The sequence below is a fragment of the Citrobacter sp. VF227 genome (assembly GCF_052950715.1).
This window is the reverse complement of sequence record NZ_JBRFVF010000007.1, coordinates 94,479-112,001: the sequence shown is the minus strand read 5'-3', so window position 1 is coordinate 112,001 and position 17,523 is coordinate 94,479. Positions and strand designations below refer to the sequence as shown.

The following is a 17,523-nucleotide window of genomic DNA, read 5'->3' as shown; positions in this document are numbered from 1 at the left end:
GTGAATACTGGCTATCGCTATAACTCCGATTTATTGGCATAAAAGGGGAAAGCACGTAGCGCACATCACGCTATTCGCCTCGCCGCGGTGGAGAAAAGTTAGCCAAAGATGTTGCAGAACTGCTATAAAGTCTTTCTCTTCTGTCGGCTGGTGTTAAACTGGAAAGTGTGATCTTCATCATAACCTGCTTAAACAGAGAAAAGAGACACTGCTATGCAACATATCATTGAGGGCTTCCTCAACTTCCAAAAAGAGATTTTCCCTCAACGCAAGGAACTCTTTCGCAGCCTGGCATCCAGCCAAAATCCTAAAGCGCTTTTCATCTCCTGTTCCGATAGCCGCCTGGTGCCAGAACTCGTTACTCAGCAAGACCCCGGACAGCTTTTCGTTATCCGCAACGCCGGTAATATCGTCCCCTCTTTCGGCCCGGAACCGGGTGGCGTATCCGCGACTATTGAATACGCGGTTGTGGCACTTGGCGTGACGGATATCGTCATCTGCGGACACTCCAACTGCGGCGCAATGAAAGCCATCGCCGATAGCCAGCCTCTGGATCCGATGCCTGCTGTGGCTCACTGGCTGCACTATGCCGATGCCGCGAAAGCCGTGGTCGAGAAAAAAACCTGGGCTAACCCAATCGATAAAGTTAACGCCATGGTGGAAGAGAACGTTATCGCGCAGCTCAACAACATTAAAACGCATCCTTGTGTCGCGGTTGGACTGCGAAATAATGCGCTTCGTCTGCACGGCTGGGTATATGACATCGAAAGCGGTGAAATCCGTACCCTGGATAAAAACAGCAAAACCTACGTTTCCCTTGCTGAAAACCCGCAGGTGCATTTCGAGTAATTCTTCCACTGGAGCAAGGATGCTCTGGATAGTTTTTACCTACTTTGGTGCTATGGACAAAAAACATCCTTGTTACTAACATTAAAATAACCGCAGGTGTTACCACGCGGTTTTCGCACATTCATACAACATTGCGACATTGCGACAAGTCTCATGAGCTGCCCCGCAAGTAGCTGTTCATACATGGTGCAAGCGATAAAAAGGAGCAGGTACGAATGCAAGCGAAAATAAAAAGAATAATAAACATGTTATTCTATCATGAGTCGTGGGATATCATGATTATTAAGGATCATGGTATACACTTCTTTCCTGATAACACGCTGGAAATATTGAATAAATCTACTGCGCAGCAGTTAAAAAAGAAATATACGTTTCAGGCCGATCCTTTTCTTATTGAAAAAGACGACAAACTGTATGTTTTTTATGAAGCTTTTAGCTTCCGCAACTCGAAAGGCACGCTCCGCTGCCGCATTCTTGATCGTGAACTAACTGAAATTGATGATGTGAAACTTGAAGGATTTGACGACCTGAGGTGTCATTTGTCATTCCCTTTCCTGATTAATATTAACAATCAACTCTTCATGATCCCGGAATCATCAGAAAGAAAAGAAGTGCTCCTGTTCCAGTCGGTAGAGTTTCCTGCGCGCTGGAAGAAAATTAAAGTTCTACTCTCTGATACCGAAGTCACAGATAACATTTTTCTTTCAATAAATGAAACTTGCTATCTTTTGTCGACCACCATGGATAATAAAATAATTATTCATTCCGCAGAGCATCTTCACGGTCAGTGGCAGCGGATCACCCCTACATTAAAGGTGAGTAATCATCATCATCGAGGAGCTGGTACCCCTTATCTTGTCGATAATAAAATGTACTTCCTCACCCAGGAATGCACGCCCGAAACTTATGGAAAATCTATCTATATCAAAGAACTAGTTACACTTAACGATATTAACTTTGATGAGAATCTGATCGAACAAATCAATTCATCGATCAACCACAGTGACGGTGTTCATACGCTGAATTTCTCAAATAATTTCATTGCTTATGATACAAAAATCAATAAGTTCAGTCTGTTGGCTATCTTAAAAAAACTATCATATAAATTTATGGTAAAATACAGAAACATCTACCTTTCCCGGCAACACAACTGATTCACTGGATTCTCAGGTGACATTGGTAGAAAATTGTTCGGGTTTCTAGCATTTTTCTGGAGTCTGTATGGCAATTCTTGTCACAGGTGGTGCAGGTTATATTGGTTCACATACTGTTTTATCACTACTGGAAAGAGGCGATGATGTCGTTGTCATCGATAATCTGGCAAATGCGAGTCGGATATCGCTGGACAGGGTCGCGGAACTTACCGGAAAGGAACCCATTGTCTATATCGCCGATGTTCTCGACAGACAGGCCTTAAAAAACATTTTTACCGACCATCACATCACCGATGTCATTCATTTTGCAGGGCTCAAATCGGTTTCCGAGTCGATAAAAGAACCTCTTGCCTACTATGAAAACAACGTCACAGGAACGCTGGTTTTACTGGATGAGATGCTGGCCGCAGGCGTTAACCGGTTCATTTTTAGCTCATCAGCTACGGTATACGGTAATCCGGAAAGCGTGCCGTTGAGCGAGCAATCACGCACGGGCGGTACCACCAATCCCTACGGCACCTCTAAATTAATGGTCGAACAGATTCTGGCCGATTTCTCGCGTGCGCAACCTGATTTCCGCATTACCTGCCTGCGCTATTTCAACCCAGTCGGCGCTCATCCATCGGGTCGCATTGGTGAAGATCCTAACGGTATCCCAAACAACCTGGTGCCATACATCTCCCAGGTCGCGATTGGTAAGCTAAAAACCGTATCGGTGTATGGTAATGACTATCCAACCCCTGACGGAACCGGCGTGCGTGATTATATCCACGTCATGGATCTGGCGACTGGTCATTTAGCCGCGCTTGATTGCCAGAACAAAGGCGCTGCCTATAAGGTGATTAATCTCGGTACCGGGGTCGGTTATTCCGTGATTGATCTGATTAAGGCGTTTGAGAAAGCGGCCCAGACCAAAATTCATTATCAGTTTGTCGCCAGAAGACCCGGAGACATTGCCGAATGTTGGTCTGACCCGTCACTGGCATACAAAGAGCTCGGTTGGAAGGCGGTCTACAACCTTGATGAAATGATGCGTGACACCTGGAACTGGCAAAAAAATAACCCGAATGGTTATAACATCTGATATGCCCTGTAACGAGCCTGACGGTCAGGCTCGTTGTCGTAACGGGCTAGCGTGCAGTAATCGTTGATACGCGATACCAGCCGCTGCTCTGCTTCCCTTCGTTAGCAAAGTTAATTCGTGCCGCGCCGGATTTATCCAGTATCGCGACCTCAATCGCGTATTGACCTTTCGCGAGTTGTCCCGGGATGGGCAACGCATAGCTGACCTGATACTTTCCAGGCAACCAGTGCCGTATATCATCCGCCGCATTACCCTGCGCAACGACCTTATTAGCGCTATCCACCACACGAAATGCCAACGTGTAGGGCAGATAAATCGGTGCGTTACCCTCGTTATACCAGATACTGTTTAATACCAGCGTTGGTCCACCGTCCCACACTGATTCATGACTCAGAGACGCTAAGCGATACCGATAGCCCAGTTTGGTCAGCGCATCGTCGACAATCGGTCGATAATCGCTTGGGATCGTTCTCGATTTCAGGTTGATGGTGCTGGCGTGCTGCTTGACCGCCCAGTCAAAAATACCCTGCACTTCGGCACGCGTATAATGAAAAGTATTCTTCCAGTCTTGCATATATGAACAGATTTCCAGACTGACCGGCGCACGTTTCCAGGCATCGTTAAACCCTGCATAACTCTGCTGTGCTGCCAGTAATCGCTGCGGGTAATCATCGGCCATATGGTTCCAGTTTTCTGAAAATACGCGCAGATCACCCCAGCAGTCCGCGCGCCATCCCGCCCCTCGCGCCACCGCATTCGCCAGGCTTTGTCCACCGCTCATCAACATAATTTTCGGGGTCGAGGGGAAGGCGGAAAAATGCATTGCAACATAGCGGTCCAACTGCGCCGTGGTGTATCGCTCCAATAGTGGCTGCAGATTAGGGAAATTGCTGTTATGCCACTCTCCCCAGGCCCCCACCATGCCGATATCGACAAAAGCGAGATTCTCATTACCGTCGTAGCGTTTTCCGAATGCGTTCAGCAGACGCTGGCTGTATTCAATAAACAGAAGGTCATCTAAATCCGGAATAAATGTTTTATTATCGGGTGTCCACGTACCTTTCACGCCTTTTTTAATTAGCCAGTCGGGAATTTTTGAACCGTCCCCTGGGTCGGCTAGCGCCATAAACCGTAACCCGACGTTCATCGCAGGACGATGTGCCGCCGCGTATTTGAAGGCAGCATCCACCAGCGCAAAATTATACTGACCTTCAACAGGTTCCAGTTCTTGCCAGTAAAACCGGTCGTATTCAAACCCGGTATTGGGGTAATCAGCCAGACCCAGCGTTTCACCGTATCCCTGATGAAAACTTGCCACGCCGATCCCCGGATTGGTCAGCGGGCCAGTTAATGCTTTGGGGGTTACGGTCGTTAATGCGGAGATGACCGTTAACGGAAAGGACATTAACAACAGCGCAGAAACCCATTTACACTTCATCGCAGTAATGCCTCCACAGGTTTGTTAACGCTAGTGGTTTTTCAGACTTAACCACCAATCCCAGATACCTACGTGAAAATTTTGGAACACATCAATACCTAACGCGGATTTGATCATATACAGCGTCAACAATACGCAGCAGGTGACGAACAGCACGGCAATCAGCAGCAAAAAAGTGAGCAACATTCTCGACAGGGTCGATTCCTGGCGGTGCTGGCGGCGTAAATCTCTGCCAAACAAAAAAACCAGATAATAACGCTTACTGAAAAAGGGAAAACTTCGCCGAATATCGATCTGATGCCGCGAAGCCAGAGTCGAGGCCAGAATCGCATTTTCCACCCCTTCTTTCTGTTCAGGGGTCAATTCCTGCGCAATCGTCTCATCAAGATGAGTATAAAATCGTTCGATGACAGGGGGACGGTTTTGATAACTGGTCAAAATTAACCTATATCTTTATTAATTGAGTGATAGACGTTAACCGTCTTTTTGGCGATTTCATGCCAGTTATAGTGTTGTAAATATACACGATAGTCCACACTATGGGTTGGCGCCCACTGGGTTAATTTCTCGGCAAGACTAACCACATCTCCGACCTTAAAATAGGCCTCGGCGGGAAGTTGAACTTCGAGGTTTGCCGGAATATCACTGACGACGGCAGGAAGAGAAAATGACATCGCTTCCAGCAGCGCAATGGGCAAACCTTCATGGTATGAAGGCATCACAAACAGCCGGGCCTGCGAAAACACCGCCTGCAGCTCATCACCGCGTAAAAAACCAGTCATCACAACGCCTGGTGTATCTGCGGCAAGCTTTTTGAGGCGAATGCTGTATTCGGTTGGATGATCCGCATCGCCAATTAGCACCAACGGCATGGTCAAACCGCTGCACTGATAGGCGGCGATGGCATCATGCATCCCTTTTTCTTCCACAAACCGCCCAACCACCACAAGGTAATTTTTCGGCTGTAGCCCAAAGCGGGAGAGCGTATTGTCGATGGTCTGTTCAGATAGCAACCGCGGCTCATTGACGCCATTGTGAATTAAATGCGCATCATAGCGACCGTGTTTTTTCTGGATCAGTTGATTAATGACTTCAGAGATCACAATCACTTCGTTGGCATATCGCACTGCCCAACGTTCGCCCAGCAACAATATTTTTTTGGCAACGAATCCCCACTTCTGACGGTCGTAATCGGGCCCATGGTGAGTGAAAACCACCTTCTTGCCTAACATGCGTAGTAATGGGATCACAAGGCCAGGCCCAATAGCATGGACATGCACAATATCCGAATGGTCGATACTTGTCCTGAACGCCGCTAAAACGGAATGGACAATCGCTTCCAGCGAACGCTTTTTGGGAGCCCACAGCGCGTAAGTTTCGACCTTCTTATAGATCGAACGTTTGTAATTTACATACGGCGAGCGAGCAATCACACATATATCAACGTCAAACTGCTGTTTAATGGCTGGATAAAGATTTTGGCAATGTGTCTCCACACCGCCCAATACATCAGGAATTCCACGCGTACCAAAAACCGTTATTTTTTTACTCATGCTATGGCCTGCTCAGCAATTCTTTATACAGCGCCTGTAGGGTATCCATATGTTTACTCAACGCATATTTCTCACTCAACCGCGCACGACCCTGCAGCCCCATAGTCCGCGCCTTTTCTGGCGAGTCGGCCAGGGCGTCCATCCCATTTGCCAACTCCTGCGCATTGCCAGGTTCAAATAAAATCCCTTCAATACCGTCACGAATTTGTTCCGGGATGCCGCCGATGCGCGACCCGATCACCGGCTTGCCCAAGGACATCGCCTCTAATATCGCCATCGAACAGTTTTCATAGCATTCAGAAGGAAGGATCACCGCCCGCGCATGCTTGATAAGTTTGTCGAGAGCCTCCCCTTGTTGCACATAACCTAAAAACTCAACATCCGGGTATTGGGCAACCAATTCGTCGTGCAACGGGCCGTGGCCCACAATTTTCAGCGGCGCTTTATTCTGCATTTTCTGATGCGCCGCCAACAACGTTGCCACTCCCTTTTCACGGCTCAGGCGACCGAAGTAAAGCATATAGCCCTCATCGCTTATCTCACCCAAGGGACGGCTATCATCAACGCCATTAACGATGACATCAATGCGAGAGTTCGGCAGCTTACGTAGCAATACGCCGCGTAAAAAGACGCTTGGCGAAACGATCACATCCAGCGCCTGGTAATTTTGCGCAATATACTGCCAGGTCGCCTCTAAAGAGAGCAGTAAGCTTTTTGAGGCGGAACCTTCCTGACAACGATACCTGAAGGCATTGAAAACCGTCCCGGTAATACAAGAATCACACACTTTGCCATCGCGCAGCATCGAATAGGCGGGACAGACGATCTTGTAGTCATGCGCGGTCAGCACCGTTTTGCAGCCAAAATTGCGCGCTACTTTAATCAATGCCGGCGTTAACTGATGGTAAATATTATGAAAGTGAACAATATCCGGACGCTCTTTTTGTAATAACGCCAGCATCTTTTTGCAGGCCTGGGAATTATGAATAAAGTTAACCGCCGTTTTGAGCCCGCCCAGCAGATTACTTTCTTTATGATAATCCACATTGTTGACGAAATAATCCGCATAGTCCGAAGGGAAATTGTTCTCATGCTGCATAGAGAAATCAATAACCTGCACTCCGGCCTGTTTCAGCATATCGCGCTCTTGAAAATAAACCGTTTCCGCGCCGCCTTTAATGAAAAAAAACTTATTCACTAATAAAACTTTCATTGCGCCAGCCTTGGTTATTCATGAATGATTTTACTGTCAGGCGGAGTCAACGGATCGCGTATCGGTTTAGTCAACCCTTTAACAAGCCCCGCAGAAAGCACGGCCAGATTCATTACGCTCTGTAATCCGTTTAATAACGATCGGTTCTGCACGGTTTTCAAGACAACAAAGACAAGCAACGGAAGAAATGCAATATCGAAAAGCTCGAGATTGAAGGTCACTGCCGCAATGAACAAGGCAATCAGGTAAACAGCAAAAATCGCCTCGTTCTTAACCATTTTTAACGCTTTACTGAAATAAGGTTTTCCCCAGGCGCAGCGTAGAAGCTCGCCAGGAGCCTGATAGTATCCGCTTGTCCAGCGGTGCTTCAGCAACTGAAAGGTCGGCATGGTATGCGAAGTATGAATAAAATACGGAATATTCAGACGGCGCAATTTATAACCCGCATCAAGTAAACGCAGACCCAGTTCGGCTTCCTCATAAGCATGCAAATTACGGTTGGTAAGATAACCAATTTTCTCTATCGCCGAGCGGCGATATAATCCGCCACCGCCTAAATGGTCGCTATCCCCCAGGGGATAAATCTTATTTATTCGCTGCTTACGCGATTTAAACTCATAGTTAACGGCATCGTCCATTTCAACGGTTCCCGCGACGCCTGCATATTCCGGCTCAGCCTGCAAGAACGCGACGGCCTGATCCACAAAGCCCTCTTCCAACTCCATGTCGCCATCCATCAGCAACAGATATTCCCCTTCACTATAAAGATAACCCAACTGATGCCCGACGCCGCAGCAACGATCGTTTGGGTTAGTTAATGACACTACGGTCGCCCCTTTATCGATCGCAAGCTGTTGGGTGTTATCCGTTGAAAGACTGTCGGCCACAATAATTTTGTGTGGATAATCAACAAGCTGCTTACGGATACTGTCAATCGTTTTCTCAATACATTCAGATTCATTGAGCGTTTTAATACTCACTGAAATAAACGGTTTATAGTCCATACAATTACCCTACGCAGCGAAGGACGGTTCGACGAATCACCAAACTCGATCCTAGTGATAAATAGAACAGGAATTGTAACATCGGTATAATCATCAGTATCTGACTGTAAGGTAAGCTGATTAAGCAACTGATAGCAAAAGCGTTAAACGCTGGTGCAAAACTCAGCAACTGGAGATCCTGCTGGTCCAGCTGTGCAAGTGTCAGTAATGGCTTTGGCTGACAAACTTTCAGGATATAAATGAACAAGCTAATAAAAAGCAACGTGCCGATAACGCCGACCTCCCACAGCAGCATACTCAGAGAAGTCGAGTCGAGGATTAAGTTATAGATAATATTCAAAAAGCCCGGCGATACCGTACTACCGCTGTTAGTGGCATTGAGTCCGTAGCCAAATAACGTTCCTGTAAGTCCCCACAAATCGTTATTTTTCAACCAGAACAGGAAGGTCGTAAAACGCCCTAACTCCCCGGTAGACATAATGTAGTTCGGATCAAAGATATAGCTTAAGGAGTCAATAAAAATGCTCAACGCGCTTTTCGACGGATCGCCGCCAAACGCGGAAGAATAATAGTACGCAAGGATCACTATCGACAGACTAACGAGCAACAGCATTCCTGCGACAATAATCAGCAATGTCTTTAGATTAACCTTACTCACGTCTTTGACATAGCTCGGGGAGATCCACACCCACGCGAGGAATATTGGTGAAAGTAGTATAACGAACTTCACTTCACCCATAATGCATAACCCGATCCCAAGAACGATATGCAAGGCCATGGATTTAAACGTGGTCAGCCCGTGCTTATACTCAGAAACTTTTAACAACATAATCAACAGGCAAAACAGGCCCATTGCGGCAGTATTACCGCCCCCCATGGGATCTCCGCCGAACGTACCAACCACGGAATCCCATTTCTCATCTTCTCCACGCACCGCGACGCGCTGGGGAACGACCAGTAAAACCTGATAAATCATTACCGGGATCTGCGCGTAAAACACCCAGTACAGAAAGCGTGTAACACGATAAATCTGCGATTCCCGACAAAATCCCAGCAGCAAGCAGATCATCACCAACGACAATGCGATTTCGTTTTTGAATGCCACAATCGCAACGGTAATCCCGCCCTGAATCAGCGTTGATGTTCCGGCCAAAATAAGAAACGAGAAGTACAGCGCCAGCACAATCGTTTCCTGCGCGTCCAGTTGCAGGGAGCCATCGCGCGTCTGCATCACCAACAATCCCACCATCAACAGGGTCAGGAAAAAGGGGATCCACAGCACCGACTGCAAGCCGGTAAAGTATTGCACCAGACCACACAGAATCAGCGTGACAAAAGTATAAACCTGTAAATAGTATCCGGTATTCAGCGTCATAGTATCACCGGCTTGTCTTTCAGAAGATTGGCTCGCTTATTCATTTTCAGATAAATGAAGGCGTAGCGAATAAATGTCAGGGAAGAAAACAGAATGACCGACGTGGCGTAGTCTTTATAAAAATAAGGGACGACGACAAAAGCGAATAACACAATCGCCAGCTGTTCCAGTTGGATGCGCAGAAAGTAGCGGTGAGAGCCAAAAATAAGCTCGATCACCGTTAGGGGGCTTATCGCCAGCGCTGGGAATAAATAGGGCAACATGTAGCGTGAAGTCTCAATGGAGTTAATCCAGTCTTCGCTGAAGCCCAGCCGCATTACTATCGGATAGAAAATAAATACCCCGAGGGTACAGATAACCCCCAGTAACAACAACAGCATCCGTACCCTGGTATATTCCTGATAATTAAAGGTGTTATTTCTGAAGTCGATAGACCACTTGGAAAAAATAGTATTGCGCACCGCGTTTCCGATGATCACCACCGGCGCAAGACAGAAGCGGCTAACCACGGAAAAATAACCCGCCGTCAGCGCGGAGAACCAAAAGTTAATCAGCATAATCGGCAAATTGCTGCTGGCCATCGCCAACACCTCCGCGCTGCCGACTTTGGTAATGTGATGAATATTCTGTTTGAAAAAATGCCAATTACTGGTAGGCCGCAGATGTTGAATTGCCACCGAACGAACGTCAAACGAATGCAAAATGCAGCTGACGGTCAGTGCCATTGTCGCGCACGCCCATGCCCAATAAAACAGCTGCACATGGTGCGTCACCAGTACCGAAAGGAATACCACTACCGAGACAGAAATGCGTTGGAAAATCAGAAAACGAAAGTTAGCCGTGCGTAGAGACAGGTTCTCTGAGATTAAAACCCACGCCGTTGCCAGCGTCAGCAAATAGAGAAACAGGATATTCTGGTGAAACAACCATGCGGTCACTACGGCGTACGGTAAGGCAATAATCGTGCTTTGGATCAGACAGAACACGACGTTCTGCACCAGTTCTTCTTCCTGTTGTTTCGGAATTAACAGCTGTGATGCAAAGGTACATACCTGAGCGCCCACCACGGCGATACTGTAGTTGAGCGCATACAGCCCCACCTCCGCCATATCATACTTGTGTGAAATCAACCAGATAGACAGCGCACCAATCAATTGCGAAATGACTGATGAACCGGCTATCGTGGAAGCGCTCTTCAGTAGACTCATACGCGGCCTGGCGTGGTCATCAGTTGATCGGTACTAAAGTTGAGTGAACGTAAACCTTCTTGCGTCTCAAGATCTTTTTCTTCAACCGCATTGAGTACCGCGCCAATAACCGCGCCGTTATTTTCCTCCAACTTATCCAGCGCGTTGGCGATTTGCCCGGCGGACCCCGCCCCAGCTTTCACGACGAAAATCACCCCATCAACGGCGCGTTTAATCAGTTGAACATCCTGACTCTGATTCACAGCTGCGACATCAATAATGATGCGCTGATAGTGCGATTTCAGCTCGCGCATTAAGGGCTCAACGTGACCCGACGACAGCATCAGTAAAGAAGAGATTGCGCTCTTGCCGTGCGGAATAAAATCGAGATTATCACTGAGCGTAATCCGCGCCTGTTTAAGCTCAGTCTCCCCGCGCAACAGTTCCGCCAGACCTGCGGATGTTGCCGACGCCAGTTCAGAAGAGAGCCCATCAGTATCAAAGAAATCCGCATCAATAAGCAGAGTTTTCTGATCGAAACTAAAGGAGTTCGCCAACAAACTCGCCAGCAGAGAACGTCCTTCACCGTGCTCCGTTGACGCCACGATGAGCGTCTGTAATGACCGGTTATCGAGCATAATCCGGGTACGGATACCGTGCACAATATCGGCATTCAGCGGGTTCTTCAGGATCATGTCACGCACCTGCGCGCGCCCAGAGATCCCACTAAAACGACGGATTTCACCAAGCGGTACAACGTTCAGGCGTTTTCTCATACGACTCAACGTACCGATTGAGTTATCCATCGCCGCTTTGACAATGAAATACATGATGCTGAACACCACCACCAGCATGACCACCATCACCAACAGCAGTGATTTATTCGGCTTCGCCGGTTTCAATGCTGGAACAGCCGGATCGTATAACACCGCATCAGCATTCACGCCGGAGAGCGACAGCTCCTGAGTACGCTGATAAAGCGATTTGTACAGATCTTCCATTTTATCTAACGCCAGTTTTTGGCTGTTCCAGGCATCCCGTTTTGACGCCATTTTCTGGAAGATCGCTTTCTGCTCAGCCAATTGTTGCTGGTAGTTCTTTTCATCCGCAAGCGCCGCCAGATATTGCTGGCGTAAACCCACTTTCAGTTCACCCAACACCCGTCCCGTTTGGCTTTGGATCGACTGCACATCAGCTTCTGCTTTTAAAATGGCCGGGTTTTTTGGCCCATAGACTTTGCGCAATTCAGACAACGTACGCTGCGCCTGAATTAACGCAATGCGTAAATCCTGAATCTGGGCGTGGTTAGAGACCGAAGGTAGCGAGATAACACTCTCAGCGGACTTCCCTCCCCCGTTCACCTCGTTATAGACAGATTCCGCGGCAACACGACGCTGAGTCGCATCGGCCAGGCGATTGGTCACGATACTTAACTGCTCGGTTTCAAAACCATCAATACCGCGAAAGGTCAGCAGCCCGGCATTTTTCAGATAACTCTCCATATCTTCTTTTTGCTTCGCTATCGACTTCTGAATTTCTTCCATTTTTTCATAATTCAGTTTGCGGGCTTGCTCCACTTTCAGACGCTTTTGCTCCACCGTATAGTTGATGAAAGCCTGCGCGACACCGTTGGCGATGTCCGCCGCAACCTGAGGCGAAGTCGATTCATAGGTAATCGAGGCCAGGTTCGTTGTACGAATACCAATGACATTCAGGTTTTTCGACAACGTTTTCAGCGCCTGCTCTATTCTCAGTTGCCGACTTTCACTGCTATCCGCCCCTTGAGCATCGGTTTTTTCCCCGATAAATTCTGGGTTCTCATCCAGCTTCATATCGCGAACGGCTTGCTCGAGCACAATCCGTGAATGCATCAACGCGTATTGCGTTTCATAGTAACCACTGCGCGTTGAATCGAAACCATCAACCTGTGGAAACGGAGAAACGTTATCGGCCTGCGCCTTAATCAGCACCGTTGCCGTTGACACATACTTTGAGGACATCATGCTGATTAACAGATAAGCAACGACCCCGGCAACGATACCGGCTAGCGCGATTTTCCAGGCGTTCTTTTTCAACTCTTTAGCAAAGCGGGAGAATTCGACAGTGCTTTCTCGTTTTTTGCCGTTTTCCACTATAGATAGTTTCATCGTTAGAAGAACCCCATGCCAATAATCACGACATCCCCAGGATGAACAGAGTGCGTTAAATCGACATTCTCAAGCAGCTGATTGCTACCCGACAGGCGAATGTTGATATCTTGACGGTCTGCACGGTCTGTAAACCCCCCCGCCTGCGCAATAGACTTCTCGACGGTAAGACCTGGCTCATAGGCGTATCCATTCGGACTTTTCACCTCGCCAGAAACATAGTATTTACGGAACTCGGCAATACTCACTGTCACCATCGGAGTGGTAAAATAATCTCCAGTCAGACGCTGAGTTAATTCTTTAGTCACCTGATCGACGGTTTTATCGTTTAATTTAAGAGCACCCACGAATGGGAAATTAATCTCGCCACTCTTATCCAAAATAAACCGCATCGTCATATCGGGTTGGCCATGAACAGCGATATTGACAGTATCCCCCGCGCCAAGCCGGTAATCCTGCTGAACAGCAGCAGGATCGTCCATTAATCTCGGGCTGGACGTTGTGCATCCGACCATCAGGATACTGAATAGCAAAACCGCGCACAGTTCTATTATTTTCATTTTAGATCTGAACCTTAGCTTTAAGCATAATCATAGAATTATCATAACCCAACGTTCTAATGACTTCCTGATTGTCGTTGGGACCGATATAAAACGAGTCAGTATCCTTATTCGAATTCAATGTATCTATTTGATATTTAATCTCAAAATTAACCGACGGCGTGTAGTCATAGCTCATGGTTACGCTAAATACTCCATCTTTATCATGTCGATCCTTATTCTGTTTTTTATAATCTTCCGAGGTAAATGAGTAATCCAGTAAGGTAGAAAAACGGTTGCCTAACCAGAAATGCTGGTAAGAAAGACCATACTGGGTCACTAAAATATATCCCCCAACTTCCGATGGGTCTTTAATGCTTTGCGCCGAGTGGACGGTGAATACAGACTGTTGTAACGGTTTCCACTCTCCTTTTATGTCCCAGTTTAGACCATTAAAATCCTGCGAGTTGGCACTGTTTTCAAATGTCTTGTACAACCATGAAATATTCATGTCGACATTGGTTTTCCCCGTCAACTGCGATTTCAGGCCATACAGTAAATAATACTCATTTGTGTCTTTTTCTGAGTTGTTATCATAGTGACGTTGGTTAGTAATAAAGCTATAGCGAAAGCGCGTCCTGGATGTGTACTGGTCAAAAATTTCTGCCACCAGGCTATTTTCGTGCCATTCCTGTTCCTGAATATAATTGTAGAAATCGTCACTGCTGTCCCGTACATCAGACGTGTTGCCGAAAGTGAGTTTTTTATACAACAACGCCAGTTCAGCTTTCCCACGCCCATCAGGTGCGCCGTAACTGTAACGCAATTCACTGTTGATAAAATTCGTCGTCAGTGGAGATGTAATCCCATACTGCTCGAATTGGCCCGGGAGAAAACCCTCGGTAATACCGCGGCCACGGGATTCATGCCCAAGCGTATCTTCCAGATTGAGGGTTAGACCATGCTTGAGCCCGTACCGCCAGGCACCGTTAAAACGGAAAAAATGATCGTTATAGTTATCAGCGGAATCACTGGAGTAGTTACGATAATCTCCGGAGTACATCAGTAAATACTTATCCTGGCCGCGCTCTCCGATCATACTCAGTACAGGCGCTGCGCTCTGAAACGAGGAACCGATAGCATCGCTGCTATGTGGCTGATAAGAAACGTTATCATTATAACCATAATCCACAGCGACCTTGCCCTGGAAGTCGATTCCCGCAAAGCCAATGTGTGATTTCGGGGTTAAATCAGCCCATGCGGGCTGCGATATCACGATTCCGGTAATCACTATCAATTTAGTATGCATTCTTACCGACAAATCCTTTGAAAATAGTTTTAATGATGATTTTGATATCCAGCCATAACGACCAGTTTTGAATGTACTCAATATCGTACTGAACCCGTTTTTCCATCTTATAAAGCGCATCGATTTCCCCGCGGAAACCGTTGATCTGTGCAAGCCCAGTGATCCCAGGCTTCACTTTATGGCGGATCATGTAATTTTCGACCTGTTTGCGGTACTGCTCATTATGCGTAACCGCATGGGGTCTGGGGCCGACAATCGACATACTTCCCTGCAATACGTTAATAAATTGCGGGAGTTCATCAAGCGAGGTACGGCGCAAGAAACTCCCGAATTTCGTTACACGTGGATCGTTTTTTGTCGCCTGAATAACCGTATCGGCGTTCTCCATCACACGCATCGAGCGAAACTTCCAGACCTTAATTTTTTGCCCACTCAGGCCATACCTATCTTGCTTGAAAAATACCGGCCCGCGGGAAGTGAGTTTAATACCAATGGCTATTGCCAACATCAGTGAAGAAATCATCACCATAATGATGCTGCCCAGCACCAGATCTTCCGCTCGCTTAATAAACGACCCCGCCCCTTCAAACGGCGAACTAAAGATACCGATAGTTTGCAGATTGTGGATGGAGCGCAACTTGGACATGTTGTTACTGTAGGTATAGAAATCCGGGACAATATAGGTATCGACGGTGGTGTCTGACATCATCGCCAGGAAATGACGAATACGGTGCAAGGCCACCATCGGTAAAGCGATATAGATTTCGTCGATATTGCCCTGCCTGGCTTCCTCGACCAGATTAATCACCGGGCCACGAAAGGGGCTTTTGACTTTATCAACGATATCTCCACAACGGGATAAGGCGCGCTCATCATAAAATGACAAATCTAATGTGATGTTGGCGTATTCGTTCATTAACGCGTTTTCTGCGGCCAGACCATTGTCAGTCAGACCAATAATCGCTACGCGCATACTCTTTTTCGTTGAATATTTAAAAATGAAAAAGCGAATGTAATAAAGAAAAGGTAATGGAATGAAGTACCAGTAAATAATCGCTGAATAAAAAGGCGCAGGCAGTCGGTCTAAGGCTCCGAGCGATTCAGGTTCAGCCACGGCGACAGTGACCAGCTCGTTACAAAAAATGGCCAGAAGCGTACAAACAACCAACCGTTTTTGGTTTCGCAGACCGATTGTTTTAATCTTTTGCTGATACATTTTGATGTATTCAGCAAATAGCAAATAAAAAACTGAGAACAGAATGCTCAGGATGGCAATAGTGTTAAAGGGCTCCACTCCCAGCAGATGGGCGCTAAAGATTAACGTCGCATTGATAACAATGAAATCGACCAGTTTTAGAAAGACTGGATATCCCTGGCTGCTAATCTTTAGCGAGTTTTTAAGCATAGCTCAGCCTATTATTTATTGATCTTTAATCATTTTTTTCCCATTTAATGTTGCTAATTATATCACAAGTCTAAAAAACGCAATGGCACACTGTCAGTAAATGTAAAAAACAATGTAATACAATGTGATGAGTTTCGCACCACATAAACTTAACATATTGATTAAATTAAGCATTTATTGACGTTTATTTTTGATTGTATCATATAAAAATATGGCTAATTGCAACATAATTGCCATTGACAGATCACAACCCATAAGCTATGAACAGATAGAATCAAGTGATACCACCTGACAACAGGTTAACCTTACAAGCAGTAACACTTCTTCCAACCCTGACAGTGTTACGCCCTGCAGCAAAAGCCCCGGTGAACGACAGAGATAATCAATAATTATATTAATAATATTCGTTATAAAAAGAACATAGCAATACATTCACAGCATAATAATTAGCAACGTTATCATTACCCATACTAAAAATATGTATTACATATCACTAATGTCAACATTCTGCGTGCAAACACCTTTAACACCAGAATTTTCAGCACTCATCAACATGTTTATGAAAATAAACAAAAGAGAATAAATGACAACATTAAAAACTTGTTAAAAATAGAGCAAACCACTCCAATAAATTTTTACACACCTTTGTTAAGGCATATATACAAAAGCCTCATAAAGCTACTTAATCATTTCAAAAAATTTAGTTTACTTACTTATCGCAAATAAATAGCATCCGCAGCGGATGACTTGCTGAGCGATTTACGCACGTTAATCGTTTCATTTCAAATGAAGCCCTACATCATTTTTTGACGTTGATGTACTCCAGCTGAATTTGTGCCTCTGACAAGTAATCTTCTGGGTAAATAATAAATTTAACGGAGTTATGATGAAAAAAACTTTACTCATCAGCAGTATGCTGGTCGCTTTGCTTGCCGCGAATACTGGCGCAGCAGCGAATAACGGACGTTGATGCTATGGATGGCACTGTTCCCTGAGTCTGGAAAGTACACCTGATGAATAAAGTATCCTTTTATCTGTTGCTGTGCGTCGTTAGCACCACACACAGCGCAATTAACTTGAGGCAAACTCGCATTATTTATAATGAGAATGATAAAGCGGCGATGTTTGACGTCAACAATAATACAGACAAGCCAAATATGGTACAGACGTGGCTGGATAAGGGTAATCCCGTTGAGACGCCAGCTAACTTGCAATGTTAATTACGCCACCAATTCTGAAACTCGACGGCCATAAGTCAGCCGTTTA

15 protein-coding genes are annotated in these 17,523 nt (G+C 46.2%); 4 read left to right on the top strand and 11 right to left on the bottom strand.

Going from position 1 to position 17,523, the window contains the following annotated elements:
• Positions 1-213: 213 nt before the first annotated feature.
• The 3 genes from ACU8YC_RS19525 to galE all read left to right on the top strand — a co-directional run bounded on the left by ACU8YC_RS19525 (position 214) and on the right by galE (position 3,087).
• Positions 214-849: a carbonic anhydrase gene (locus ACU8YC_RS19525; protein ID WP_003037157.1), complete on the top strand. Its 636-nt coding sequence runs from the start codon at positions 214-216 to the stop codon at positions 847-849.
• A gap of 215 nt (positions 850-1,064) precedes the next feature.
• On the top strand, positions 1,065-2,003 hold the full coding sequence (locus ACU8YC_RS19520; protein ID WP_446895662.1) for a glucosamine inositolphosphorylceramide transferase family protein: 939 nt from the start codon (positions 1,065-1,067) through the stop codon (positions 2,001-2,003).
• Positions 2,004-2,070: 67 nt separating this feature from the next.
• On the top strand, positions 2,071-3,087 hold the full coding sequence (galE, locus tag ACU8YC_RS19515; RefSeq protein WP_252838679.1) for a UDP-glucose 4-epimerase GalE: 1,017 nt from the start codon (positions 2,071-2,073) through the stop codon (positions 3,085-3,087).
• 46 nt (positions 3,088-3,133) lie between these two features.
• On the opposite strand, the gene ACU8YC_RS19510 is transcribed toward galE, so the two are convergent.
• From ACU8YC_RS19510 to ACU8YC_RS19460, 11 genes are read right to left on the bottom strand one after another with little or no spacing between them, the layout of a single operon-like run.
• Positions 3,134-4,525: a DUF4832 domain-containing protein gene (locus ACU8YC_RS19510; protein WP_252838678.1), complete on the bottom strand. Its 1,392-nt coding sequence runs from the start codon at positions 4,523-4,525 to the stop codon at positions 3,134-3,136.
• 30 nt (positions 4,526-4,555) lie between these two features.
• Positions 4,556-4,963, bottom strand: a complete 408-nt coding sequence (locus tag ACU8YC_RS19505; RefSeq protein ID WP_151218151.1) for a hypothetical protein — start codon at positions 4,961-4,963, stop codon at positions 4,556-4,558.
• Between the two features lie 2 nt (positions 4,964-4,965).
• Entirely contained in the window at positions 4,966-6,078 is a 1,113-nt protein-coding gene (locus ACU8YC_RS19500) for a glycosyltransferase family 4 protein (RefSeq protein ID WP_187253078.1), read from the bottom strand.
• Position 6,079: 1 nt separating this feature from the next.
• The gene (locus ACU8YC_RS19495; protein ID WP_151224223.1) at positions 6,080-7,291 is read right to left on the bottom strand and encodes a glycosyltransferase family 4 protein; all 1,212 of its coding nucleotides are present in this window, start codon (positions 7,289-7,291) and stop codon (positions 6,080-6,082) included.
• 14 nt (positions 7,292-7,305) lie between these two features.
• Entirely contained in the window at positions 7,306-8,295 is a 990-nt protein-coding gene (locus ACU8YC_RS19490; RefSeq protein WP_151218153.1) for a glycosyltransferase, read from the bottom strand.
• Positions 8,296-8,299: 4 nt separating this feature from the next.
• Positions 8,300-9,670 carry a capsular biosynthesis protein gene (locus tag ACU8YC_RS19485; protein WP_151218154.1) on the bottom strand — a complete coding sequence of 457 codons (1,371 nt, stop codon included), beginning with the start codon at positions 9,668-9,670 and terminating at the stop codon, positions 8,300-8,302.
• Positions 9,667-10,878, bottom strand: coding sequence for a lipopolysaccharide biosynthesis protein (locus ACU8YC_RS19480; protein WP_151224225.1), 1,212 nt, complete (start codon positions 10,876-10,878; stop codon positions 9,667-9,669). The genes ACU8YC_RS19485 and ACU8YC_RS19480 overlap by 4 nt, the downstream gene beginning before the upstream one ends.
• Complete coding sequence (locus ACU8YC_RS19475; RefSeq protein ID WP_446895661.1) at positions 10,875-13,004, bottom strand: GumC family protein; 2,130 nt, start codon at positions 13,002-13,004, stop codon at positions 10,875-10,877. Before ACU8YC_RS19475 ends, ACU8YC_RS19480 begins: the two co-directional genes overlap by 4 nt.
• Before the next feature lie 2 nt (positions 13,005-13,006).
• Entirely contained in the window at positions 13,007-13,564 is a 558-nt protein-coding gene (locus ACU8YC_RS19470; protein ID WP_151218156.1) for a polysaccharide biosynthesis/export family protein, read from the bottom strand.
• Between the two features lies 1 nt (position 13,565).
• Positions 13,566-14,852: an outer membrane beta-barrel protein gene (locus tag ACU8YC_RS19465; RefSeq protein ID WP_151218157.1), complete on the bottom strand. Its 1,287-nt coding sequence runs from the start codon at positions 14,850-14,852 to the stop codon at positions 13,566-13,568.
• Positions 14,842-16,257, bottom strand: coding sequence for an undecaprenyl-phosphate glucose phosphotransferase (locus ACU8YC_RS19460; RefSeq protein WP_151218158.1), 1,416 nt, complete (start codon positions 16,255-16,257; stop codon positions 14,842-14,844). The genes ACU8YC_RS19465 and ACU8YC_RS19460 overlap by 11 nt, the downstream gene beginning before the upstream one ends.
• Positions 16,258-17,270: 1,013 nt before the next feature.
• On the opposite strand from ACU8YC_RS19460, the gene ACU8YC_RS19455 reads away from it, so the two are divergent.
• A complete protein-coding gene (locus ACU8YC_RS19455) occupies positions 17,271-17,477 on the top strand; it encodes a fimbria/pilus periplasmic chaperone (RefSeq protein WP_414438435.1) in 207 nt (68 codons plus the stop codon).
• Positions 17,478-17,523 lie beyond the last annotated feature (46 nt).

Bases quoted from the DNA above. Each gene is read 5' to 3' on its own strand.
- ACU8YC_RS19525 (WP_003037157.1), top strand. From the start codon at position 214: ATGCAACATATCATTGAGGGCTTCCTCAACTTCCAAAAAGAGATTTTC.
- ACU8YC_RS19520 (WP_446895662.1), top strand. From the start codon at position 1,065: ATGCAAGCGAAAATAAAAAGAATAATAAACATGTTATTCTATCATGAG.
- galE (WP_252838679.1), top strand. From the start codon at position 2,071: ATGGCAATTCTTGTCACAGGTGGTGCAGGTTATATTGGTTCACATACT.
- ACU8YC_RS19510 (WP_252838678.1), bottom strand. From the start codon at position 4,525: ATGAAGTGTAAATGGGTTTCTGCGCTGTTGTTAATGTCCTTTCCGTTA.
- ACU8YC_RS19500 (WP_187253078.1), bottom strand. From the start codon at position 6,078: ATGAGTAAAAAAATAACGGTTTTTGGTACGCGTGGAATTCCTGATGTA.
- ACU8YC_RS19495 (WP_151224223.1), bottom strand. From the start codon at position 7,291: ATGAAAGTTTTATTAGTGAATAAGTTTTTTTTCATTAAAGGCGGCGCG.
- ACU8YC_RS19490 (WP_151218153.1), bottom strand. From the start codon at position 8,295: ATGGACTATAAACCGTTTATTTCAGTGAGTATTAAAACGCTCAATGAA.
- ACU8YC_RS19485 (WP_151218154.1), bottom strand. From the start codon at position 9,670: ATGACGCTGAATACCGGATACTATTTACAGGTTTATACTTTTGTCACG.
- ACU8YC_RS19480 (WP_151224225.1), bottom strand. From the start codon at position 10,878: ATGAGTCTACTGAAGAGCGCTTCCACGATAGCCGGTTCATCAGTCATT.
- ACU8YC_RS19475 (WP_446895661.1), bottom strand. From the start codon at position 13,004: ATGAAACTATCTATAGTGGAAAACGGCAAAAAACGAGAAAGCACTGTC.
- ACU8YC_RS19470 (WP_151218156.1), bottom strand. From the start codon at position 13,564: ATGAAAATAATAGAACTGTGCGCGGTTTTGCTATTCAGTATCCTGATG.
- ACU8YC_RS19465 (WP_151218157.1), bottom strand. From the start codon at position 14,852: ATGCATACTAAATTGATAGTGATTACCGGAATCGTGATATCGCAGCCC.
- ACU8YC_RS19460 (WP_151218158.1), bottom strand. From the start codon at position 16,257: ATGCTTAAAAACTCGCTAAAGATTAGCAGCCAGGGATATCCAGTCTTT.
- ACU8YC_RS19455 (WP_414438435.1), top strand. From the start codon at position 17,271: ATGAATAAAGTATCCTTTTATCTGTTGCTGTGCGTCGTTAGCACCACA.